Origin of the sequence: Clostridium thailandense (genome assembly GCF_019207025.1) — a bacterium.
GTDB classification, from domain to species: domain Bacteria; phylum Bacillota; class Clostridia; order Clostridiales; family Clostridiaceae; genus Clostridium_AM; species Clostridium_AM thailandense.
Genome location: NZ_JAEEGC010000113.1, coordinates 1 through 23,416 on the forward strand (window position 1 = coordinate 1; position 23,416 = coordinate 23,416).

The window sequence follows — 23,416 nt, forward strand, 5'->3', positions numbered from 1 at the left end:
TAAGTTAATTTTCGGCCGTGTAACCCTATAATAATAAAGAAAGACATATCTCTAAATTGAATTTCAATAATCTCAAATAAAGATATGTCTATCAGTGTAGGTACCCTCGGAGTAAAGTAGACTTATACTCCGTGGTTATCCATAAATTTTTAATTATACCTCTAAAGTCTTGCACACATCCAAGTTGCTTCTGCAACAACTTTGTCATTACATAAAGCAGTACCTGATTGTTTTATGGCTCTATTTGATATGTTTATATTTTTTATAATCATTCTAACTGTTTCTCCAAATTTAACAGTATCAAAAAATCGAACATTTTCCATAACTGCAAACCCATACAATGCATCGCTGCCTATTCCCGATTTCTTTATTCCTGCACCACCACATTGCCCCATTGATTCAATAAGTATAACATTAGGCACTATTTTTTGCTTAGGCATACACTCTTGAAAAAAAGCAAAAGATTCATCATAAGTTTTAATACCTATAGTTTTATCTTCATCTGCCGATAATATTTCATCAACAAATAGAAATGGGTGTCTATGAGGAATTAACGCTTCAATATCACTCATAAAATATTTCCTCCTAAATAACACGCTTCTTATTTATTCTTAATTCTTAGCACAATTTATAAAACATCATATCTTTAACACTTTATATGTTTATTCTGCATCTGTAACAACAGGCTTTCCTTCTTTATCTAATAATACAGTAAGCCCACCAGCATACCCATCCCAAGTAAACAAATAGTTAACTCCTGTTTTTTTATCAACAATTACTTTAAACCCAGCCATTGTCCCTTCTTTATGGCTGACTTCAAATCTGTCATCAGAATTTTTACCAAACATTTTCTTCACCTCTACCAAATTTTTTCGTTAAATTAACATATGTTTACTTAATATTATATACCTTACACCTTAACAAATAAACTTTATATATTTTAATACCTGTTCTTATAGATACCCACGGTCGACACTTAACTTATGCTCCGGGATATATTGACAAATTGGATAAGTCCACTTATAGAGTTAACGATCTATATAGATAACCAAACCAGAAAGTAGACTTATACGCAGGGAGATGTTTCCAAAGCTGAAAGTCACATATAAAAACTTTTTAGTCAATCTTAGCGAAACATTTTAGAAAATCTTAGAATTATTTATATGTTTGAGGTACGAGTTTATAAATGATTCTTAGATTTTCAAAATGTTGAGCTTTAGATTGACAAAAAGTTTTTATTGTGCTGAAGCTTGGAAACATCTCCCGGAGCATAAGTCTACTTTCGGCCGTGGACACCTATACTTAATTTTTTCACTCAATAGGTAAGGATACTTTAATTATTGTACCTTTAGGTTGATTTGGCATAGCTTTTATCAAGCCACCATGACTGTCTACTATCCATTTTGCAATAGACAATCCTAAACCCGTTCCACCAGTCAATCTTGTTCTGCTCTTGTCTCCTCTATAAAACCTTTCAAATATTAATTCCTTTTCTTCCTCTTTTACACCTATACCCGTATCTATTACTCTTATACTGCACCTAGTTTCCTCCTGTTTAAGTTCAATATCAATGTTGTCTCCATGGTTTGTATATTTCAGAGCATTGTCTAGAAGTATAATTATAAGCTGTGATATTCTTTCTTCGTCACAATTCACAACTAAGCTTTCAGAACACTTTAGTTTCAAGCACTTATCTTCTAGATCTGCAATTTCTATGTATGGTTCTATTATTTTGTTTATCAAATCACAAATATTTGTAGGCTTTTTTTCGATTTCAATTGTATTAGAGTCAGATCTTGCAAGCGTAAGTAAATTGGATGTAAGTTTTGATAACCGTCTTGTTTCTGAAAGAGCTGTTCCTAGATAACTTGCATTGGACATTACATTAGAATCTGGATTCTTAAGAATTAGTTCTAATTGAGACTGTATTACTGTTAAAGGAGTTCTAAGCTCATGTGAAGCATTCTCAACAAATTGTCTCTGTCTTTTCCATGCATCAACTATTGGTATCATAGTCCTTTGAGCCAGCAATATACCCGCTCCTATGGAAACTACAAACACTATAATTCCACCAACTATTATAATCTTTAATAAATTATCTAATAATTCCTTCTCAGAATTTGTATTTCTTAAAAGTTGTATCATAATAGTTTTATTATTTAGCTCAGCACTAAAAGCCAATGTTCTAAAATGAAATTGGTTAAATTTAATATTATAAAGTTCGTCTATTTTTTCCGGCTTAATATTATCTAGGTTATTTTGATAGAAAACTGACAGCTGAGAATGAAAAAGAATGTTCCCTTTTTCATCTCTTAAGATAGGTATTATTCGGGGATCTAATGAAGGAATCGAGCGAAATATTTCATTTCCAGATTTATTTTCTTTAATTTGAATGTCACGGAAGTTTAAATATGGAAATTTTGCAGCAGATTCTTTCAGTCTATTTTCAATCTTTTTTTTAGAGGCTAATATTGCTTCATCCACTCCATTATATAAAGTAAATTTAGTATAGAAATATACAACTGTACTAAATAATATAAAAAGTGAAAAGAATACTGCTGTATTTAACAATACTAATTTAAGTCTCTGCTTTTTAAACATTTTTGTCTTCACCTGCTTTAAGCATATAGCCAATACCCCTTATTGTTTTTACATATTTATCACAATCATAGCCAGCTAGTATTTTTCTAAGCTTATGCATGTATACTTCTACAATATTTATAGTTGTATCCGATTCAAATCCCCAAACTCTATCAAATATTTGTTCTTTTGTTAAAATAGCTTCTTTATTGCTAATTAAGTAATCTAAAAGGTCAAACAACTTAACTTGAATATTTAATTTTTCTCCTTTTATATATATCTCTCTATTCTTTATATTAAGTTCAATTTCTTTATACATTAATATATCCGGTGAGCATAATGAACCTGTTCTTCTAAGCAATGCTTCAATCCTTACTTTAAGTTCTTCTATATGAAAGGGTTTTACAATATAATCATCAGCACCTATTTTTAATCCCTTTACCTTATCCTCTACAGAATCTTTTGCAGTGAGAAATAATGTTGGAGTATCTATGTGCTCTTTTCTCAATATCTTTAGTATCTCATATCCATTTAAAGAAGGGAGCATAACATCAAGTATTAACAAATCGTATATATTTTGCCTTGCCATAAAAAGACCTTCTTCACCATCATAAGAGGCATCAATGCTGTAATGCTCTTTAAGAATGCTTTTAATTGATTGCACTATTAATTTATCATCTTCTATAATAAGTATTTTCATAGGTAATCCCTTCATTACTATAGTTTTTATTTAATCCTTATTATTGTTTGCTTTGTTATAATAAACAATTCATGCAATTTAAAAATATTATCCAGCTATAGCTTTCCTTCCCTTCTCTGTGACTTTCCATATATTTATGTCAATATTATGGTTACTGCAACAACTATTATTTTTTGATGAACAGCTGCTGCTGTTACAACCATAGCCAGAAGAACAATCCTTCAGCTTTTCTTTTTCTATATAGCCTAACTGCTTAAGTTGAATTATCATTTGTTCTATTATTCCTTCATCAATCCCTAATTCTTTTGACACTATCTTATTTGAATACATACCGCCTTGAGCTAATCTTCTCAATATTTTCATTAACATTTTAGTCACCTCTTCTTTATTAAAATTCTTTAATCAAGTAGTGTAATTTTTGAACACATTCTATATCTTCATCCATTCTTTCTTTAACCTTGTACACCTTGTCTACAGTATTTAAAATATCAAAAGACATCTCAGTAACATTATTTGAAGACTTATTGATGGTACTTGAAACACCATCAATAACCTCAGTCAAACCTTCTATTGATGTACTTATTTCTTCTGTAGAGTTAGTTACCTTGTTCATTATATTCTTAAAGTTTATTGCATCATTATCGTACTCATTACATACATTTACAAGTTTATCGCAATCATCATTTATAATGCCTGATAAATAATTAATTGCTTCATAAGAACATTGATTCAATCTTTTAACAGAAGAACTTACATTGTTAATTATTACATTCATGTTTTTTACTATTTTCTCAGATTCCTCAGCCAGTTTCCTAACCTCTCCTGCTACTACAGTAAAGCCTTTACCAGCTTCACCTGCTCTTGCTGCCTCAATAGATGCATTAAGTGCTAAAAGATTCGTTTGTTTTGTTATTCTGATTATATCTGATGAAAAATCGTATATCTTTTCAACTTCCTTAGAATCTTTTATAGCTTCATTTAGCTCTAATCTAACCTTTTCTACCACTTGTTTAGAATTCTGTATTGACTTTAAGGCTTCATCTTTTATTTTTTTTGATTTATCACTAATCACTTCAGTATACAATGAGGTCTCCAGTGCTTTTTCAGCTATAAAAGATGTAAACTTTTCAATTTCTTTAATAGAAGAGTTCATTTCCTCTGCTTTTGTAGATATTGTAGATATCTCTTCTGTTAACTTTTCAGATATACTTAAATTATTATTTGCCGAATTTTCTATCTCATCAATCAGATTCTTTACAACAGAAGTATTTTCTGTAATATTAACTGATACTTTTCTAACTTCTCCTGCAAGACTTAATACGGATGTATCTCTATCACTAATTTTTTCAATATCACTCTCACTCATAGTACTAACTATTCTTTTACTAATTTTGTTTAAAATCCCCTTCAATAATCTCACCTCTACTTAACATAACACTATTTCATTTTTAGCTTCGTTTTGCATTCACTACATAACCCTGATAACACAATACTGGTGCTTTGAACTAGAATTTTATTCTTTTCTGTCAACTTTGTTATTAACTTCTCATAATCTTCTGATATATCTTCTTCTTTTATATCCATAATTTTATTACATTTGATGCATCTAGCGTGTATATTGACCTTGTATTTTTCCATGATAGCTAATTCATAGTAACTAATATTGGTTATATTTATCTTTTTTAAAACGCCAACTTCTTCTAAAATTATAAGGTTCCTATATACAGTACTAAGACCTATATTCCTACTTTTTACCTTATCATATATTTCATCAGCATTCATATGCTTATTATTTTTGTAAATTGCCTCAACTATATAAAATCTTTGTTTAGTAAATTTATATCCTTTGTATTCTAACTTCTCTCTAATATAATCGATGTCGTTGACTTCGTTAACCATTTTTTCTCAGCATCCTTTTGTAGATTTATTACATTTCTCATAAATTCTAAGTTTTCTTCAATATACTCAACAATTACAGGATCAAACATAAAGCTCTTGTTCATAAATATTTCATTTATACAACTTTCAAAACTCATAGCTTCTCTATATGGCCTGTCAGATGTCATTGCATCTATTGAATCGCATACTGCAATTATTCTAGATCCTATTGGTATATCCGTTCCAGCAATTCCTCTAGGATAACCTTTTCCATCCCACCTTTCATGGTGATAAAGAACTATTTTACTTATACGTTTCAATTTTTTAGATTTACTTAAAATGTCAAATCCTATCTCAGGATGCATTTTCATATATTCCCATTCATGCGATAGAAGTTTGCCATTCTTATTTAAAACTTTATCAGGCACTCCAATTTTTCCTATATCATGCAGATGCGCTGCTATATGAATATTTTCTAATTCTATCCCTCTTATTCCCATTTTCCTAGATATCTCATAAGCCATAGCTGCAACTCTCTCTGAATGTCCTCTTGTATAGTAATCTTTAGCCTCAAGAGCTGTTACCAAACTGTCAATTATATCATGATAAATTTCACTCTCTCTAAGCCTAAATAAGATCTTTCCTAGCATAAGATATCTCCTTAATGTACTCTTGTATAGTCTTTTCCATATGTGTCCATGAACGTTTAGAAAAGGCAATCTTTGTGCCTGTACGTTTTGATTCTTTTTTTACAAACTCTGTTAAAGTATGACCTACATAATCTACCAATACCAATACTAAATCCGTTTTCTCAGGTATTTTTATTTTTTTATCACTATTTTTTCTACCGCTAACATGCTCTATATTCTTAAAGCCACTTTCTATTAGTTTTTCTCTTATATTGCCAAGTCTATCTCCTCCCACCAGCAAAATACTCATAAGACTTCTCCTTTCTTTTATAATTTATTTTCAATTGATATTGGCATTCATTATCAATTCACAACTACACTTATCTCTATTTTTTATTAATTAAAGCCTAAAAGTTTTCCTATTTGATATACTAGAACTCCTGCTATCCATCCAATTACACAAGTGTATACTACTGCAGCAAAAGCCCATTTTTTTGAGTTTGTTTCTCTTTTTATCGCTCCTATAGTAGCTGCACAAGGACAATATAGAAGAGACATTACCATAAATGCTAAAGCTGATAAAGGTGTAAATACCTGTTGAATAGTTGTTATAAGGCTATCATCTCCAACTCCATATACTGTTCCAAGTGTGCTTACCACTGCTTCTTTAGCTCCAATACCAGTAATAAGTGATACTGCTGCCTGCCATGTTCCAAAGCCTGCTGGCTTAAATATCGGAGCCATAAATGAACCTATAATTCCAATTAAACTATTATGACTTCCTGGCTCTACTCCAGTTGGTAAATTTGAAAGAACCCAAACAATTATAACTAAGCCTAAGATAATGGTACTCATCTTTTTTATAAAATGTTGAGATTTTTCCCACATGTGTATGAATATACTTTTGGCTGTTGGTATACGGTAAGGTGGAAGTTCTAATATAAAATAAGACTCTTCTCCCTTAAATACTTTTTCACTGAAAAACTTTCCTACTAATATTGCTACTATAATTCCAAGTGCATAAAGAGAAAATATTACTATTCCACCTTGATCAAAAATTCCTAATTTTTTGCCTGAAAAGAATGCACCTGCAAATAATGCATAAACTGGCAACCTTGCTGAACAAGATACAAATGGATTTATAAGTATAGCTACCATTCTATCCTTTTTGCTATCTAAAGTTCTTGTAGACATTATTCCTGCTACATTACATCCTCCAGATATTATGAGAGACACAGCAGTTTTTCCATGGAGACCTATGGAATTCATTAGTCTATCCATTACATATGCAGCTCTTGCCATGTAACCACTGTCTTCCAGTATGGCTATAAAAAAGTACATAGTAAAAATCATAGGTATAAAAACAATTACTGATCCAAGCCCGCCTATTAGTCCATCCGTTACAAAAGATTTTAACAGTTCTGGAGTCCCCACATTGGTTAGTGTAGTTCCTGCCCAATCACTTAATGTACTAAAAGCATCATCTACTTTTCCGCCTAAAAATCCATTACCAAAGGTCATGCTTACTTGATACATTACAAACATTATTGCTGCAAATATTGGTATTCCAAGCCACTTATGTGTAACCCACTTATCTATTTTATCCGAAGTACTCTCTATTCTAACTGTTTGCTTTTTAACACTTTCCTGTATTACTTCACTTATTATTTCATATCTTTTATCTATTATAAAGGTGTCTGGTTCATATCCTATTATTGTTATGAGTTTTTCTACACTTTTTTGTATTTCACTGTTTATGTTCTTATTGTCTTCTTTTTCTTCTATATGTCTTTTTATATATTCATCATTCTCCAAAAGCTTTATTGCTGTCCAAGAAGCTGGATATTCTAATGTTGCAGCGCTCTCCAAAAGTGCTTTTTCAAGGACTTCAGCCTCTTTTTCTATATCTTTTCCATAATCAATCTTATATACATTATTTTTCTTTTCATTTTCTAGCGCTACTGCTTTCTTTACAAGTTCATTTATACCTTCACCTTTAGTGGCTATAGTAGTAACAACAGGTATACCTAAAAGCTTTGATAACTTATCTATATTTATTTGTATGTTTTTATTTTTAGCTTCATCTATCATATTAAGTGCCAAAATAACCTTTGCACCTGTTTCTAAAAGCTGCATTGTTAAATATAGATTTCTTTCGATATTACTAGCATCGATTACATTAATTACCACATCCGGTTTGTCCTTTAATATAAAATCACGTGCCACAACCTCATCTTCCGAATAAGCTCCTAAACTATATGTTCCTGGCAAGTCCACTATTGTTATATTTCTACCTTCAAATTTTAACTTGCCTTCTTTCTTTTCAACAGTTACACCCGGCCAATTACCTACATGTTGTTTTGAACCAGTCAATGCATTAAATAAACTGGTTTTTCCACAGTTAGGGTTACCAGCTAAGGCTATTATTAATTCTTTATCCATCTTATTTCCTACCTTCCTTACACTATTTAAACTTCTCTCACCATAACTTTTTGAGCCATTCCTCTTCCTAATACCAAACGAGTTTCTCCAACTTTTATAATTAGAGGTCCTGCATCATTTCGCACTATTTCAACTACTGCTCCTTTATTAACTCCCATTTCCATAAGCTTTTTTCCCATAAGCTCTCCACCTTCTATGTTATTTACCTCTGCATACTTACCAATTTCCATAGCATTTAAAGGAATATATATACTGCTCATGCTTAAATTCCTCCTTTCAACATAGAATACTATTTAACCTCATAGTTATATTACCTCTACAATAACATCTTTAGCCTCGCTCTTTCTGAGACTCAAATTATACCCTCTAATTTGAAATTCTATTGGATCACCCATAGGTGCCTTTCCTTCTACTATAATTTCAGTGCCTTTTGTTATTCCCATATCCATTATCCTTTTTCTTAGTCTGCTCTGTGGATCTATTTGTACCACCTTAACTTTTGAATTAATTTCTGCCTCATGCAATCTTATTAAACTTGACATAATTTCACTCCTTGCTTATTTGATATTGATATTCATTCTCATTTGTCCTCTGCTTTATATTATAATACATGTTTGCTAAATTGCAAGTATTTTTATTAAAATTTCCTATAATGCTAATATAAACTTACAATTTCTGCATTAAATATTCATATATTAAGATTATCATCATAAAATAATACTAGTTAAAAAATATATAGGAGCTAAATATTTATGGTTTATTGTCCTTATTCAGATATGAATAATGAATGGCGTCAAGAAAAAATGGATAATTCAAATTCTTACATTAGAATATTACAAGCTTCACCTAATACCCCCGCAGTAGACGTGTATGCTAATAATACCCTTATTGCACAAAATCTCACTTACAAAAGTTTTTCTCCTTATAGCACTTTTCCCTCTGGGAATTATAACATGAAAGTCTACTACGCAGGGCAAAAGACAAACCCTTTAATAGATGCAAAGGTATTTATACCTCCAGGTAATGTTTTTAATATAGCTATTATTGGACTATTGCCGAATATAAGCTTTTATGGCATTCCAGAACCAAACGGTCCTCAAAACTTTGGACGTCCCTGCATTAGGTTTATTAATCTCTCTCCTACTGAACAAGCTCTTGATCTAACCGTTAATGGTGTAAAAATATTTAGCAATATTAATTACAAAGATTATACGATGTATGCTTGCATTCCTGCTGGTGAATATACTTTCCGGGTATATGCCGCTGGAACTGAAAATCTATTATCGACTATTTCAAATGCTCAACTAGAATCCAATAAGTATTATAGTATCTATGCCCTCGGAGTATCTCCTTTAGAAACTATGTTGATTTCTGAGCCTAGATAACATTTAACTTATACTATGAGAATTATAGGATTCAAGACCAGAAAATTAACTTATACGCAGGGATATGTTTCCAAAACTGAAAGCACATATAAAAACTTTTTAGTCAACCTTAGCTCAGTATTTTAGAAAATCTTAGAGTCTTTGATATGTTTGAGGTACGAGTTTATCAATGGTTCTTAGATTTTCAAAATGCTGAGCTGTAGAATAATTAAAAGTTTTCATAGTGCTGAAGTTTGGCAACATATGCCGGAGTATGAGTTAAGTGTCGGCCGTAGATGTCTATAAATCTCAGTTTATATATTATTGCAATTTTTAATTTTTGATATTAGTTTTTGATATATCTTTCGCATATGAGGTTCATTAGAATATGTATTTACTTCATCTATAGGTATCCATTTAACACCACTGTTTTCATCAGCTTTAACTACAAGTGTTTCATTTTCATCAACAACAGCTAAATAAGCAACTGACAAATGTAAATGTGCGGACACATACTTTCCCTTTTTTATATGCCCTAGTACTGGCAATATATCTAACGAGAAAATATCAGAAGTAATAGGACTAATGTTCTTTACTCCTGTTTCTTCCATCACCTCTCTAAGTGCAACCGCTAATAAATCCTCCTCGCCATCTGCATGTCCGCCCGTCCATGCCCACGAATTGTATATATTATGATGTACCATTAATACTTTATCTTTTGATTTATTTAATACAAAGGCTGAACTTGTCATATGAGCAATTTCATTCTGTCTAGTTAAAACATCATCAAACATATCTACACAGCGTAAAATTATCTCTTTATCTTTTTCCTCCTGTTCATTATAAGGATTATATTCCTTTATTGATTGTATCCAATGCATTTTATCTCCCACTTTCTATACTTAATATTATTATATTTTAATTCTCACATCATGTTTTTTAAAGTAAAACTTTTGAACTCAGCATCATTATAGACACTTAACTTATGCTCCAGGATATGTTTCCTAGACGGAACCCCATCCGATTCAAGCTTTCACTTTATACTAATTAAATTGGAATACTATTTTAGGTTATATTTTTAGAATTCCGTCCATAATAATATAATAAAGTAACTTAAGGAAAGGATGTTTATATTGAGAACAAATGTTAAGAAAATGATATTAACAATTATGCTCATAGTAGATATTGTAATGCTAGCATATGCAAACACAGATGTGTCTAAACTATATATCAATAGTAAAAATAAAACTATGGTACTTCTATTTGGTTCCAAAAATATTGAACATAAAGACGAATTCCCTAAAAACAGAAACATAGAAAATAGTCCTTCAAAACAGCAACCAATTTCAAATAAAAATACCAAGCAGTTAAAACAGCCGTGTACAACTAATAAAACCATTCAAGAAGATAAAGTCCCGGCTAACTCTAATAAAAACCAAGATAGCAATCAACTATCACGTGGAAGTAATTTAGGGTATGAAATAGACATTGTCCTAACTTTTTACACCAGCCTTGCAGAGGAAAACGGCGGATATAGAGGCATTAACTGTCTAGGCCAAAAGCTAACTCCAGGAATGGTTGCAAATAACGTTCTTCCTCTCGGAACAGAAATTCATACCAGTGAGTTTGGCACTTTAACAGTATCTGATAGAGGCGGAAACAATTTTAATACAATACATAGACTTGATGTATACATACCTCGTAATAACGGGGAAAGTGACAGTGATTATCTGAAAAGAGTAAATGATATGGGTAAAGTAAAAGTTAATGGATATATAATAAAGCAATAGTTGATTTAATACTAAATATAAGCAGTAAGCTATCAAAATTATCTTACTTATTAAAATAATAACTATTTATTAAATATGTTACGTTATATTTTAATGCATACTGATATAATAAAGTTTTAATTTCTCTTTCACTGCACTGATTATTTTTATATTTATTTATAAGAATAAGTACTTGTTTTTTTTCTTCCTCAGATGCTATTTTTTTAAAGTAACCCCATACATGATAAATTGTATTGAGGATTTGGCTCTTATCTGTTTTGATACTCATGAATTGGTTTATTTGTCCAATAAATTGTTCATATGAAATATTGCTATGGGACAAGCTTTTGCTAATTTCCTTATAAAATTTATATGATCTTTCCATTATACAGTATTTATACTTTGCCCATTCTTCTTCTATACGCTTTCTTTCAGCTTTATCTATCATAGCATAATATACCTCTCAACCTTGTATAAAACTTTGTAAATATAAATATATTTCTAGAGGACAGTGAAGGTGAGTTTTCTTACTTACGTCAGAAAACTAATTTACTTTTTTATGCTTGTTTTGTGAGTGTAAAACATCGCTTATTCAGACACTCAGAAAGTAGTCCTGCGAAACAAGCGAGCAGGAGTTTCCTTTAAATTAAAGATTTTTCGTAGTGCAGCGGAGAAAAATCCTTCTTCACTGTCCTTTGTCAATTGTCTTCTGTCCTCTAAAAAATATTTAACTTGTGATAACTGTTACCAATAAGTATTTTTTACAAGTTAATTTTCGGCCGTGCAACCCTATAATATTTCGTCTATGATTCCACCACCAACTAAGTATTCTTTATCATAAAATACTACTGACTGTCCTTTTGTAATTGCACGCTGCTTATTTTCAAACTTAACCTTTACTCTTCCATCTTCAAGTGGAGTTATCCATGCTCTCCCTGGTTTTGCAGAATATCTTACTTTAGCCTCAACTTCCATAGTTTCCTCAAGCTTATCAAAAGATATAAAGTTCATATTCTTTGCTATTAATTCCGTTTTAAAAATATCCTCTTCGCTGCCAAGTACAACGGTATTAGTAAGTGGATTTATATCCGTAACAAATACAGGTCTACCTAAAGCTATTCCTAAACCTTTTCTTTGCCCTATTGTATAATACACTATTCCTTTATGTTTACCTAGAATACTGCCTTGTTTGTCTACAAAATTCCCTTCTCTTACTTTGTCTGGCACTTGTTTCTTTATATAAGAACCATGGTCGTTATCAGGTATAAAACATATTTCTTCACTATCTTTTTTATTATGCACAAGCAATCCTATTTCTTTTGCTATTTCCCTTATTTTGTCTTTCTTATATACTCCACAAGGCATCAGTGTATGAGCTAATTGAAACTGCGTTAAATTATATAAAGCATAAGTTTGATCTTTTCTATCATCTTCTGACCTTCTAAGTAAGTATCTATCACCTACTTTTTCTATACTAGCATAATGACCAGTCGCAACATATTCGGCACCTAAATCCATAGCTTTTTTTAATAGTGCATCAAATTTTATATATTTATTACACGCAACACATGGATTTGGAGTTCTTCCTTCCATATACTCATCTATAAAATAGTCTATAACGTTCTTTTTAAATATATCCTTAAAATTCATTACATAGAAAGGAATATCTAATTTGTATGCTACCCTTCTTGCATCTTCTACTGCACTTAGTGAGCAACAGCCTCCTTCTGCGGCTTCATATTCTTCATCTTCCTGCCACACCTGCATTGTAACACCTATTACATCGTATCCTTGTTCCTTTAAAAGATATGCTGTAACAGAGCTATCAACTCCACCGCTCATTCCTACTACAACTTTTTTCTTCATGTTCATCACCTATTCTTTAAAATATTAAGTATAATTTTTTCTAATTCTATTTATAATACCTGGCATTACTTCAAGCAAGCAATCTATTTCTTCCTCTGTAGTTTCTGAACCTAATGTTAGTCTAAGCGCTCCTTTAGCCATTTCTTTCGATATACCTATAGAAAGCAGCACTTGAGATGGCTCTATGGCACCAGCTGAACAAGCACTTCCACTAGAAGCACATATTCCTAGATTGTCAAGTGACATTAGAAGCACTTCTCCATCTATGCCTTCAAAGCTTACATTTATATTGCCAGGTAATCTTTTATCTCCTGAAGCTCCATTTAATTTTACTCCGGTTATCTTTAATAGTCCATTTATAAGTTTATCTCTTAGGAAGATTAACCTCTTGCTCTCACTTTCAATATTTTGAACTGCTAATTCTATTGCTTTTCCCATACCCACAATGCCTGCAACATTTTCAGTACCAGCTCTTCGTGCTCTCTCCTGAGCACCACCATGTATTAAATTGTGAATCTTTATACCTTTTCTAATATAAAGTGCTCCCATTCCCTTAGGACCATAAAATTTATGCGATGCCATTGACAACAAATCTATATTCATATCCTTTACGTCTATTGGAATATTTCCTATTGCCTGTACTGCATCAGTATGAAAAAATACCCCTCTTTGTTTACATATTTCACCTATTTCTTTTATAGGTTCAATAGTTCCTATTTCATTATTTGCAAACATTATAGACACAAGTATAGTTTTATCTGTTATTGCCTCTTTTAAGTCATCTATTTTAATAAATCCATATTCATCAACTGGTAGATAAGTAACCTCAAAACCTTGCTCCTCTAAATAGTTGCAAGTATGTAAAACAGCATGATGTTCAATGCAACTGGTAATTATATGATTACCTTTTTCTCTATTAGCAAAAGCAATTCCCTTTATTGCCCAATTATCAGCCTCTGATCCTCCACTTGTAAAGTATATTTCATCATTTCTAGAATTTATAGAACTAGCAATTCTATCTCTAGCCATATCAATAGCACCCTTTGTTTTTCTTGATATATGATAAATTGAAGATGGATTGCCAAAGTACTGAGTAAAATATGGATTCATTTCTTCTAAAACCTCTGGTTTAATAAAGGTAGTAGCTGCATAATCCATATATATTTCTCTTTCCATTTATATCTCTCCTTGTAAATATTTTAAGCTAATAAAATCCTGAGTAATTTACTATGATATACTTATTCTATTTTTAAATGTACCATTTGTCAATATTGTAAGCTTACAACTTATATTTGCTTATCGTAACAATATACTGTAAAAGCATAATTTTTCTTTATGTAGGATATCCTAATTATTAATATCTTATCTCGTAGTATAAGGTTTTAGGTGAAATTTTTCTATTTTCAACTTTTGAAATGTAATTTATTATACATGGTAGAATTTTAGGAGGTAACTATGAAAAAAGTAGCAAGCATCGTCGCAATGACATTAGTAACATGTTCTTTATCTGCCTGCGGAAATAGAAATACTTCCTTTAGGAACCCATCGGTTAACCAAGGTGGTGCAAATATTGGTCTAAATCAAGGCAGCAATCCACAAACTACTACAACATATAAAGATGGAGTTTATATTGGTGAAGGAAATAAAACCGCAACTGGTACTGAAGCGGCTGTAGTTACAATTACAGGCGGAAGAATTTCTAATGTCATTTTAAAAACTCTCGATACTCATGGAAAAGAAATAACTTCTAATACCCAAACCTCAACAGGAAACGCTGGAACTGCTATTGGCTCAAATATGGGAGGAGCTGCTATTAGTACTCCTGGTGAGAATACTAGTGGCACAGATAATAATACTAATATACATGGTACTAATGGCGGCTCTAAGGGAAGTGTTACCAGCGGCACGATAAGTGGTACCGGTGGTGGACGTGCAAATGGAACAGCTTCTGGAAATCTAGTAACTGGTGGTGCTACTGGTGGCGCTACTGATGGAACCACTATTAATGGTACCACTGCCGGTGGAAATGCTGTAAATGATTACGAAAGAGCTCGAGCAAATTTATCAGCAGCTATAATTCAAAACCAAACAACTAACGTAACTATAGCTGATGTCGGTAATGCAAAAAATGCTGTTGATAACTGGAAACTCGCTGTTAATAAGGCTCTTGATATATCAAAACTACAATAAATATGAATTTTAACTCTATTATTTTATTTCAGATTAAAGTAAAAATTGGGCTGTTGCACTATGTGGAGATCCAAAATAGTGCGACAGCCCAATTTTATTAACAAGATTTATTATTTTCTACTGATTTACCGCCTTTTTTCATTATAAAGTATAGAGGAACTCCTATAACTAACGCGCCAAGCCCCCATGTGACCTGTACTTTAGTAGCTTGAGTTAGAAGCCAGCAGCTAACACCTACAGATAATATAGGAAGAACTGGTCCAAAAGGTACTGTAAAAGTAGATTTCAGATTTCTTTTTCTTAAGACTATAACAGCAAGACAAGTTGGTATATATTGTGTAAATCTTGAAATTGCACTTATTGCTGCAAGTTGAGTAAAGCTTCCTGATAAAGCTATGGGAATGGTTAAAACTGCAGTTACTATAATTGCTATATAAGGGGTACCTGCTTTATTTTTCTTAGCAATGCTTCTAGGTAAAAGTCCATCATCAGCTAAAGCTACAGCAGACCTTGGAATAATAAAAGATTCTGCTATATTTATACCACCTATGGATACTAAAGTACCAATTGTAACCAAAAGTCCGCCAAAACCTCCAAGGAATGTATTTGCTGAATCTGCTACAGGAGTAGTACTAGCTGCAAGCTTAGCTCCTAATGTTCCTATAGCTACTACTTGAACTAATATATAAATTATAGATACTAAAACCATAGTTATTAAAATTGCTAAGGGTAAGTTTTTTTTCGGATTCTCCATATCTTCTGCTGCTACTGCTATAGCCTCAAAACCAGTAAAAGCAAAGAATATTAGTATTGCCGTAGAAGCAAAACTTGATGTAGTTACTTCAGTTGGAAACATAGGTGTAAAGTTTCCTCCTTTTACAAAGAAAATACCAGCTGCTATAAAAAACACTAAAGGTACAAGCTTACCTATAGTCATTATATTATTTAAATATTTTGCAAAACTGACACCTAAAATATTTATAATTGCTAATCCTAAAATTATACTTATCTGTATTATACTTTTAACTGAAGTGTTGGCTACTGCAGGCCATATAGAAGCCAATACAGTAGTGAAACCTACTGCAAAAGTAGCCCAGGCTATTATACCTATAGCTAACTTCATAATCCCTACTTCAAAACCTACAAATTCTCCAAAAGCTTCCTTCGCATAAATATAAGGTCCTCCATTTTTATTAAATATACCTGCAACTTCTGCAAAGCATAATGTCATAGCCATAACGAGTAACATGTCAAAAAAGTAAACCCAAATACTTCCTGGTCCCATAAGTTTCATAGCTTTACCTGGAAGTAAAAATATACCTGTACCTATAACTCCATTAATTCCAAGTAATATTATGCTCAAAAGTCCTAGTTTCTTCTTGTCCCCCATTATTTTTCCTCCTTATTACATTGTTTTATTAATTCTTTAAATAAATCAAGCATCTTAGAATCTTTACTGGCCATCATTTCTGGATGCCATTGTACACCTATTATAAAACCCTCCTCTTTTTCTATTGCTTCTATAACCCCATCCTTTGCTTTTGCCGAAATTTTAAAACCAGAAGCAAGTTCTTTAATTGCTTGATGATGAAAACTATTTGTAAAAACTTTTTCACCTAATATATCATATAGTTTAGTCCCTTTCACTACATTTACAGTGTGACTTGATACATCTGGCCTTGAGCTTTGATGATGCTTTATATAACTCTCTTCAATCATAGATGTATCTTGATGCAAAGTTCCTCCAAGTGCGGCATTTAATATTTGGAGCCCCCTGCACACACCAAGTATTGGTTTTTTTAGCTCTAATGCAATTTTAATGACTTTAATATCATATTCGTCTCTTTCTGGACACAAAAATCCTTGCTGCTCTATTGGTTCTTCACCATATATTAAAGGATTTACATCATATCCTCCAGAGATTATTAAAGCATCTACAGTTTCTATTTGCTTCTTTATAGTTTCATAATCTGTTATTAAAGGAAGTATAAAGGGAATACCTCCAGCCATAGCCACGCTTTGTACATAATCATTGTTTACATAGGCTCTTTCATAGCCTGGAAACATTCCTCCTTGGTCAATTAGTAAATTTCCTATAATTCCAATTAGCGGTTTATTCATTTCTGTCCCTCCAATGTAACTTCTTATTAGTTTTAACAAGCAATTTATATGCCAAACAATTTGAAATTTAAATACCTATTAAAAAAGAGGAAAAAATCAGTATTTTCCCTCTTTTTTATTGGTTAAATAGGTTGTTAATTCATCCTATTTTTTATCCAATTTATAAATTTTTTTCCCTTTATGGTTAGTTCACTACCCCTTCTTCCTACGCTTGATGTGATTATATCTAACTCATTAAGAAGAGTTAGTATTCTCCTCACCTCTGCTTCAGTAATATTTATATATCTACTCTTTAAAGTCTCTTCAATATTTTTTCTTCCTACTCCCATATTCCTTGAATTTTTTTCTTCAATAATTTCTAATATTTCTAGAGCATTCTTAAGCTCACATTTATCTTTTACGTACTGATATTCTCTTTTATAATCCACACTATAATTTAAAATGTAGAAGGGTATATTTTCAATTCTAATCTTTTCTTCACTCATAAGTTCAATATAATCCGCCGCATTCTTAAGTTCTCTAACGTTACCTGGCCAGCTATAATTTAACAGCAATTCTTTTACTTCTCCTGAAATCTTTAAATTTTGTCTTGAGTTTAAATAGCTTTCTAAAAATAATATAATATCTTCTTTTCTATCTCTAAGAGGTGGAATATTTATAGGTAGTACATTTAGTCTATAAAATAAATCTTCTCTGAACTTGCCTTCCCCTATCATCTGCATTAAGTTCCTATGTGTAGCAGAAATTATTCTTACATTAATATCTACAACGCTTTGAGAACCTATTCTCATAACCTGCCTCTCTTGAATTACCCTAAGCATTCTGGTTTGAAGTGACAGCGGCATGTCCCCTATTTCATCTAGAAAAATTGTACCATTATGTGCCTGTTCAAACAGTCCTATCTTCCCTTCCTTTAGAGCTCCAGTAAAAGCTCCTCCTTCATAACCAAACAATTCACTTTCCAGCAAGCTTTCTGGAAGTGCTGCACAGTTTATAGCAACAAATGGTTGTTTAGCCCTATTAGATGCATTATGAATAGACTGAGCCAAAACCTCCTTACCAGTTCCACTTTCCCCTGTAATTAGTACTGTTAGGTCTGAACAAGCAATTCTTTTAGCAAGATTTATACATTCCTTCATTCTTACAGAATTAGTAATCATCTCATCAAAATTATACTTAGCTACAAGTCCATTATGCCTAAGCTTTTTACTTAGATTTTGTTCTAGTTGCTTGATATATGTTACTTCCTGCATGTTAAAACAAAAACCAATATTTTGACCAAGAGATTTTATAGCCTGTTTATTAATGTTTATATATATGCCCTTTAATTCTAATATTTCATCCTTAAGGTTTTCTTTTTTTAGTAATTCTACCACTTCTTTATCAAGTACACTTTCAATTTTTTTATCCTTAATATCTTCTCTTATACCAAATATGTTTTTAAAAGTATTATTGCAGAAGGATATGTTTTCTTCATTATCTATAAACAGAAATCCATCTTTTGAAGAATTAATTATAATATCTAATTCTTCATTTTTAACAAAGAGCTGCTTGTAATTTTCTTTTATACCATTGTTTAAATTTATAATGCTTTCAGAATAATTTATAATTCTCTCACTCAGCCTCTTGTCTTCTATGTCTAGTTTACTTGCTATTTTTATAAATGTACTAGTATCTATACACCTATTGCCAACATTTATTATGGTTTCTATATACTTTGGTACCTCTTCTTGCTCATCTGGAGTTATTGCGATTTTAATATCCTCATATTCTTTGCTGGGGTCATAGGGAATAAGTTCTAAATTGCTTATCCCTATCTGGTAAAGCAAAGATACTGTCTCTAAAGTAGTCTCCTTATTGTCATTAACAACTAACGCCCTAGTATTCTTTGGAAGCGTAAATAATTTGTATATTTCGCTGTCCTTTAGAGTTCTTTCTATTATTACTATATTTTTTCTGTTTAATACATATTTTTCACACTCTAAAGCCTTTTCTTTTATCATAAAAAGAACTACATCTTCTTCAATTGCGGAATCCTTTTTCAGCTCATCTATATAATAATTATTTACCTTTGCAAGCCCCTTAAAAATACTTTGTAAATTGTTTTTTAAAAATTTTGCTAACCTTGAATTACTATTTGTTACTACTGCTATGGTTTTCATCAACCCACTACCTCCAAAATATTTTCTATATAAAACTTTAACTAAAACCTGATAATTTATCAATGAAAAACTTATTATAATTAAATTGGTATATTTCTTGCTTTATTATATTTATCACAAATATAACTAGGAGGTTTTTCAAATGGACTGTATAGAAATTACAAAAAAACTTATTAAAATTGATAGCTCTAACTTAGAAGGTGCAAATAAAGCTATAGATTTCTGTCAAGGTATATTATCCTCTAATGGATTAAAATCAGAAATAATCGTAAACAATGGATTTAAAACTTTAGTATGTAATATCGGAAGTGGAAATAAGAAAATAATATTGAATGGACACTTAGACATTGTCGCTGGAAAAGCTGATCAATTTACACCTTACATTGAGGATGGAAAACTATACGGAAGAGGTAGTGCTGATATGAAATCAGGAGCTGCTGCTATGCTTTCTTCAATATTAAAACTTAAAGCTGAAAATTTAGATTGCAAGGTGCAGATTCAATTAGTTACAGATGAAGAAATTGGGGGCTTTAATTGCTCAAAATATTTAGTTGATAATGATTATAAAGGGGATTTTGTAATCTGTGGAGAACCTACTCAATTAGGTATAGGGGTACAGGCAAAAGGTATATTACAAGTTTATTTAGAATTCATTGGAAAATCCGCCCACGGCAGCAGACCTTGGCAAGGAGATAACGCTATACTTAAAGCTCACGAAGCCTTTAAAGCAATTACAAATCTACCCTTCACTAAAGAAAATTCAGAACTTTATAGTTCTCCTTCTATTAATTTATCAAAAATTGAAGGTGGAGATGTTTATAATAAAGTACCTGATTATTGTAAAATGTGTCTTGACATAAGATTTCTTCCCGATCAGGAGCCTCAGAAAATAATAAAACAAATTGAGAAAGCAGCTGGCGTCAAAGTAAATATTCACGCTGAAGGCGATGCTGTAAAAACTAAAGTTGATGACTCATATGTAGTAAAGTTAAGTCAGTCAATAGATAACATAACCAATTGCACCGCTAAAATATTCGGCCAACACGGCTCTGCAGATACTAAGTTTTATTCAAAATATAATATACCATCTGTAGAATTTGGGCCTACAGGACAAAACTGGCATGGTGATGATGAATTTGTAATAGTTGATTCAGTTTATGCCTATGAGAAAATACTTATAGATTTTATACTAAACTTAAATTCCAATTTATAAATTTTCAGATATATAACATAAAACTAGAGGTTGCAGCACTTATAGATAACCACGGCCGAAAGTAGACTTATCAAAAATATTTATTGTGCCGGAAGAATGCCAATATATCCCGAAGCATAAGTTAAGTGTCGGTCGTAGATACCTATACTACCTATTATATTGCTTTTCTTTATGACTTGTATTTTTCATTAGCTTTAATATAAATCTAAAAGTTGTAGAGGAAAGCATTATTCCAAAGGCAATTGCCCCTCCTACAGCCACAGTCTCCATACCTTTAGAGTATGCTAAAGAATAATTCTGCTCCACTATGCTATTTATGGTGTTATATGCTGTTATACCAGGTACTAAGGGAAATATTCCTGGTATCGAGAATTGTATGGCAGGAGTTTTAAGTTTTTTTGCCATCAATTCACTATATATGCTCACAATAAATGCCCCTGTAAAAGATGCTGAAACTGAACTGTGTGCATAATTATATACCAAAAGATATGCCATCCATCCAATGGCTCCGCAAATGCCTGTCCATATTATTTTTTTCCTGTCAATATTAAAAAGAATAACTGGGAATACACTTTCTTTCAATTGTCTCTTCAACTCTGTAAGACTCTGCACCATTACTTAAAAGTATTTGCCCAGCTGAAAGAGAAATTTCTAAAACCTGTTTAGCTTCCATACCTTACTCCTTTTATGCTTTAATCAAGTTTCAGCACTATTATATCACATAAACAGATTTCTTAGTATGGGGCTATTGCGCTGAATAAATCATAGAAAAGCGAAAAATTTTTTGCTTATCTATTTATATTATATTTTGATATTTTATAATTAAGCGATTGTCTTGATATCTTGAGCATTTGAGCTGCTTTCGTTATACTTCTAGTGCTCTCTATGGCATATTCGATAATGTTCTTTTCATAATCTTGAATAAGCTCCGTTAATTCTTTATTTCCTATTTCAAATTCGGGTGTCTTATTATTGCTTTTTACAGAGAAAATATAATCAGGTAAATCTTCTACTGTTATTATATCTTTATACGTTAAGTTAAAAGCAAATTCTATAACGTTCTTCAGCTCCCTTACATTTCCCGGCCACTTATAATTTTTAAGTATCTTTCTAACAGATTCATCAATTCCTTTAATAGCTTTTTTCATCTTATCATTATAACCTTTTATAAAATGCTCCAATAAAAGTTCAATATCCTTTTTTCTATCTTTTAAATCAGGTAAATTTATTTGAACAACTCCAATTCTGTAAAAAAGATCTTCTCTAAGTCTATTTTCATAAATAGCCTCCAAAGGCGGTTCATTAACTGCTGAAATTATCCTGACATCCACCTTTATACTTTCTGCTGATCCAACCCTTCTTATTTCCTGATTTTCAATTGATTTTAAAAGCTTTGCCTGCATAAACATTTCCATGGAATTTATTTCATCAAGGAAAAGAGTACCCCCGTCTGCAGTTTCGAATAATCCTTTTCTATTTTCTGCACCAGTATAACTGTCCTTTACTGTGCCAAACAAAATACTTTCAAGAAGTATTGATGGAATAGCTGCACAGTTCTGCGATATAAAAGGCTTATCTGCTCTATAACTATTTCTATGTATCGATTGAGCTATCATTTCTTTTCCTGTCCCTGTATGTCCATAAATTAAAACCGATGAATCAGATTCTGATATCTTTAATATTTTTTTCTTTATATCTAACATCTTGTTATCATTGGTAACTATATCATCTATATTGTAATTTTTACTTTTATCCTCGTTTCTTTCTTTTAATTGCAATGTTATATCCCGTCTTTGTTTTTCGTAATCAATGTAAGCAGACACTTCAACAACACCAATTATTTTATTACCAGATTTTATTGGAAATGTTGAATTCACTGCATGAATTTCAATGCCTTTATAATTTATAAGTTGTTGTTTTTCATTAAGGATAGCCTTGCCACTTTTTAATACCCTTAATAGACTACTATTGACTTCATTTAAATTAGGATATATGTCCCAAATATATTTTCCTATGACTTCTTCAGCATAGAGGTTATAAATGTCTGTTCTAAAATTATCTAAATACTTTATTACTCCATTATTATCTATCATTACTATTGCATCTATGTAATTATATAAACTTAATATTTGCTTTATGTAGCTTTCCAACATTTTAGTCACCCCAATTTATTATCTTATATCTAGCTCCTAATTTAAAGAAACATTCTTAAATTTAATTTTTATTTTATCATAAATTTATATAGTCTTCCAATTTTAAAAATATTATTGACAAAGAAATTGAGAAGCTTATCTATACACCTAGGGTACGTAGATAACCACGGTGGAAAGTTGATTTTATATATTAAAATGCGGAAAATAAAAAAGTTCAATTCATTTATATTTAAGGATTTAGTTAATGTAAAATTTTATTTAATACTCCCTTATAGATACCCAAGGCAGAAAGTAGACTTATGCTCCGGGAGATGTTTCCAAGCTTCAGCACTATAAAAACTTTTTGTCA

At 31.4% G+C, this 23,416-nt stretch carries 25 protein-coding genes and 1 pseudogene; 4 read left to right on the forward strand and 22 right to left on the reverse strand.

What is annotated here, in order from left to right:
• Positions 1–161: 161 nt before the first annotated feature.
• From I6U48_RS19840 to I6U48_RS19895, 12 genes are all read right to left on the reverse strand, one after another.
• Positions 162–572: a 3-hydroxyacyl-ACP dehydratase FabZ family protein gene (locus I6U48_RS19840; RefSeq protein WP_218322216.1), complete on the reverse strand. Its 411-nt coding sequence runs from the start codon at positions 570–572 to the stop codon at positions 162–164.
• A 90-nt stretch (positions 573–662) separates the two neighbouring features.
• Positions 663–848 carry a DUF6440 family protein gene (locus I6U48_RS19845; protein WP_218322217.1) on the reverse strand — a complete coding sequence of 62 codons (186 nt, stop codon included), beginning with the start codon at positions 846–848 and terminating at the stop codon, positions 663–665.
• 463 nt (positions 849–1,311) lie between these two features.
• Positions 1,312–2,601 (reverse strand): sensor histidine kinase, encoded by a 1,290-nt coding sequence (locus I6U48_RS19850; RefSeq protein ID WP_218322218.1) that lies wholly within the window; start codon positions 2,599–2,601, stop codon positions 1,312–1,314.
• Positions 2,594–3,280: a response regulator transcription factor gene (locus I6U48_RS19855; RefSeq protein WP_218322219.1), complete on the reverse strand. Its 687-nt coding sequence runs from the start codon at positions 3,278–3,280 to the stop codon at positions 2,594–2,596. The genes I6U48_RS19850 and I6U48_RS19855 overlap by 8 nt, the downstream gene beginning before the upstream one ends.
• An 87-nt stretch (positions 3,281–3,367) precedes the next feature.
• Positions 3,368–3,649 (reverse strand): helix-turn-helix domain-containing protein, encoded by a 282-nt coding sequence (locus tag I6U48_RS19860; protein WP_218322220.1) that lies wholly within the window; start codon positions 3,647–3,649, stop codon positions 3,368–3,370.
• Positions 3,650–3,668: 19 nt separating this feature from the next.
• Complete coding sequence (locus tag I6U48_RS19865; protein WP_218322221.1) at positions 3,669–4,691, reverse strand: methyl-accepting chemotaxis protein; 1,023 nt, start codon at positions 4,689–4,691, stop codon at positions 3,669–3,671.
• A 26-nt stretch (positions 4,692–4,717) separates the two neighbouring features.
• The gene (locus I6U48_RS19870; protein ID WP_218322222.1) at positions 4,718–5,179 is read right to left on the reverse strand and encodes a Fur family transcriptional regulator; all 462 of its coding nucleotides are present in this window, start codon (positions 5,177–5,179) and stop codon (positions 4,718–4,720) included.
• Complete coding sequence (locus I6U48_RS19875; RefSeq protein ID WP_218322223.1) at positions 5,134–5,808, reverse strand: HD-GYP domain-containing protein; 675 nt, start codon at positions 5,806–5,808, stop codon at positions 5,134–5,136. Before I6U48_RS19875 ends, I6U48_RS19870 begins: the two co-directional genes overlap by 46 nt.
• Complete coding sequence (locus I6U48_RS19880; RefSeq protein WP_218322224.1) at positions 5,786–6,097, reverse strand: DUF2325 domain-containing protein; 312 nt, start codon at positions 6,095–6,097, stop codon at positions 5,786–5,788. The genes I6U48_RS19875 and I6U48_RS19880 overlap by 23 nt, the downstream gene beginning before the upstream one ends.
• A gap of 86 nt (positions 6,098–6,183) precedes the next feature.
• Entirely contained in the window at positions 6,184–8,229 is a 2,046-nt protein-coding gene (gene feoB, locus I6U48_RS19885) for a ferrous iron transport protein B (protein ID WP_218322225.1), read from the reverse strand.
• Positions 8,230–8,255: 26 nt separating this feature from the next.
• Positions 8,256–8,489, reverse strand: a complete 234-nt coding sequence (locus I6U48_RS19890) for a FeoA family protein (RefSeq protein ID WP_218322226.1) — start codon at positions 8,487–8,489, stop codon at positions 8,256–8,258.
• A gap of 45 nt (positions 8,490–8,534) precedes the next feature.
• The gene (locus tag I6U48_RS19895; protein ID WP_218322227.1) at positions 8,535–8,771 is read right to left on the reverse strand and encodes a FeoA family protein; all 237 of its coding nucleotides are present in this window, start codon (positions 8,769–8,771) and stop codon (positions 8,535–8,537) included.
• A gap of 210 nt (positions 8,772–8,981) precedes the next feature.
• On the opposite strand from I6U48_RS19895, the gene I6U48_RS19900 reads away from it, so the two are divergent.
• Positions 8,982–9,614, forward strand: a complete 633-nt coding sequence (locus tag I6U48_RS19900) for a DUF4397 domain-containing protein (RefSeq protein ID WP_218322228.1) — start codon at positions 8,982–8,984, stop codon at positions 9,612–9,614.
• 293 nt (positions 9,615–9,907) lie between these two features.
• Here the strand turns inward: I6U48_RS19900 and I6U48_RS19905 are convergent, their stop codons facing one another.
• Positions 9,908–10,474 (reverse strand): NUDIX hydrolase, encoded by a 567-nt coding sequence (locus I6U48_RS19905; protein ID WP_218322229.1) that lies wholly within the window; start codon positions 10,472–10,474, stop codon positions 9,908–9,910.
• A gap of 252 nt (positions 10,475–10,726) precedes the next feature.
• Between I6U48_RS19905 and I6U48_RS19910 the strand changes: the two genes are divergently transcribed.
• Complete coding sequence (locus I6U48_RS19910) at positions 10,727–11,383, forward strand: hypothetical protein (RefSeq protein ID WP_218322230.1); 657 nt, start codon at positions 10,727–10,729, stop codon at positions 11,381–11,383.
• A 43-nt stretch (positions 11,384–11,426) separates the two neighbouring features.
• On the opposite strand, the gene I6U48_RS19915 is transcribed toward I6U48_RS19910, so the two are convergent.
• The 3 genes from I6U48_RS19915 to nifS all read right to left on the reverse strand — a co-directional run bounded on the left by I6U48_RS19915 (position 11,427) and on the right by nifS (position 14,404).
• Positions 11,427–11,810 (reverse strand): YbgA family protein, encoded by a 384-nt coding sequence (locus I6U48_RS19915; protein ID WP_218322231.1) that lies wholly within the window; start codon positions 11,808–11,810, stop codon positions 11,427–11,429.
• 341 nt (positions 11,811–12,151) lie between these two features.
• A complete protein-coding gene (mnmA, locus tag I6U48_RS19920; RefSeq protein ID WP_218322232.1) occupies positions 12,152–13,228 on the reverse strand; it encodes a tRNA 2-thiouridine(34) synthase MnmA in 1,077 nt (358 codons plus the stop codon).
• Between the two features lie 24 nt (positions 13,229–13,252).
• Complete coding sequence (gene nifS, locus I6U48_RS19925) at positions 13,253–14,404, reverse strand: cysteine desulfurase NifS (protein WP_218322233.1); 1,152 nt, start codon at positions 14,402–14,404, stop codon at positions 13,253–13,255.
• 279 nt (positions 14,405–14,683) lie between these two features.
• Between nifS and I6U48_RS19930 the strand changes: the two genes are divergently transcribed.
• Positions 14,684–15,418 carry a hypothetical protein gene (locus I6U48_RS19930; RefSeq protein ID WP_218322234.1) on the forward strand — a complete coding sequence of 245 codons (735 nt, stop codon included), beginning with the start codon at positions 14,684–14,686 and terminating at the stop codon, positions 15,416–15,418.
• A gap of 97 nt (positions 15,419–15,515) precedes the next feature.
• On the opposite strand, the gene I6U48_RS19935 is transcribed toward I6U48_RS19930, so the two are convergent.
• From I6U48_RS19935 to I6U48_RS19945, 3 genes are all read right to left on the reverse strand, one after another.
• A complete protein-coding gene (locus I6U48_RS19935) occupies positions 15,516–16,808 on the reverse strand; it encodes an APC family permease (RefSeq protein WP_218322235.1) in 1,293 nt (430 codons plus the stop codon).
• The gene (locus I6U48_RS19940) at positions 16,808–17,539 is read right to left on the reverse strand and encodes a gamma-glutamyl-gamma-aminobutyrate hydrolase family protein (RefSeq protein WP_218322236.1); all 732 of its coding nucleotides are present in this window, start codon (positions 17,537–17,539) and stop codon (positions 16,808–16,810) included. Before I6U48_RS19940 ends, I6U48_RS19935 begins: the two co-directional genes overlap by 1 nt.
• Before the next feature lie 134 nt (positions 17,540–17,673).
• Positions 17,674–19,701: a sigma-54 interaction domain-containing protein gene (locus I6U48_RS19945; RefSeq protein WP_218322240.1), complete on the reverse strand. Its 2,028-nt coding sequence runs from the start codon at positions 19,699–19,701 to the stop codon at positions 17,674–17,676.
• 142 nt (positions 19,702–19,843) lie between these two features.
• Between I6U48_RS19945 and I6U48_RS19950 the strand changes: the two genes are divergently transcribed.
• A complete protein-coding gene (locus I6U48_RS19950) occupies positions 19,844–20,914 on the forward strand; it encodes a M20 family metallopeptidase (RefSeq protein WP_218322237.1) in 1,071 nt (356 codons plus the stop codon).
• 147 nt (positions 20,915–21,061) lie between these two features.
• Here I6U48_RS19950 and I6U48_RS19955 read toward each other — a convergent pair whose 3' ends face one another.
• The 3 genes and pseudogenes from I6U48_RS19955 to I6U48_RS19965 form a co-directional block, all read right to left on the reverse strand.
• Complete coding sequence (locus I6U48_RS19955) at positions 21,062–21,496, reverse strand: threonine/serine exporter family protein (protein WP_246615468.1); 435 nt, start codon at positions 21,494–21,496, stop codon at positions 21,062–21,064.
• Positions 21,483–21,587 (reverse strand): annotated as a pseudogene (locus tag I6U48_RS19960) (threonine/serine exporter family protein); the annotation flags it as partial. The pseudogene I6U48_RS19960 and the gene I6U48_RS19955, both read right to left, overlap by 14 nt.
• Positions 21,588–21,702: 115 nt before the next feature.
• Positions 21,703–23,067 carry a sigma-54 interaction domain-containing protein gene (locus I6U48_RS19965; RefSeq protein ID WP_218322239.1) on the reverse strand — a complete coding sequence of 455 codons (1,365 nt, stop codon included), beginning with the start codon at positions 23,065–23,067 and terminating at the stop codon, positions 21,703–21,705.
• Between the last annotated feature and the right edge of the window lie 349 nt (positions 23,068–23,416).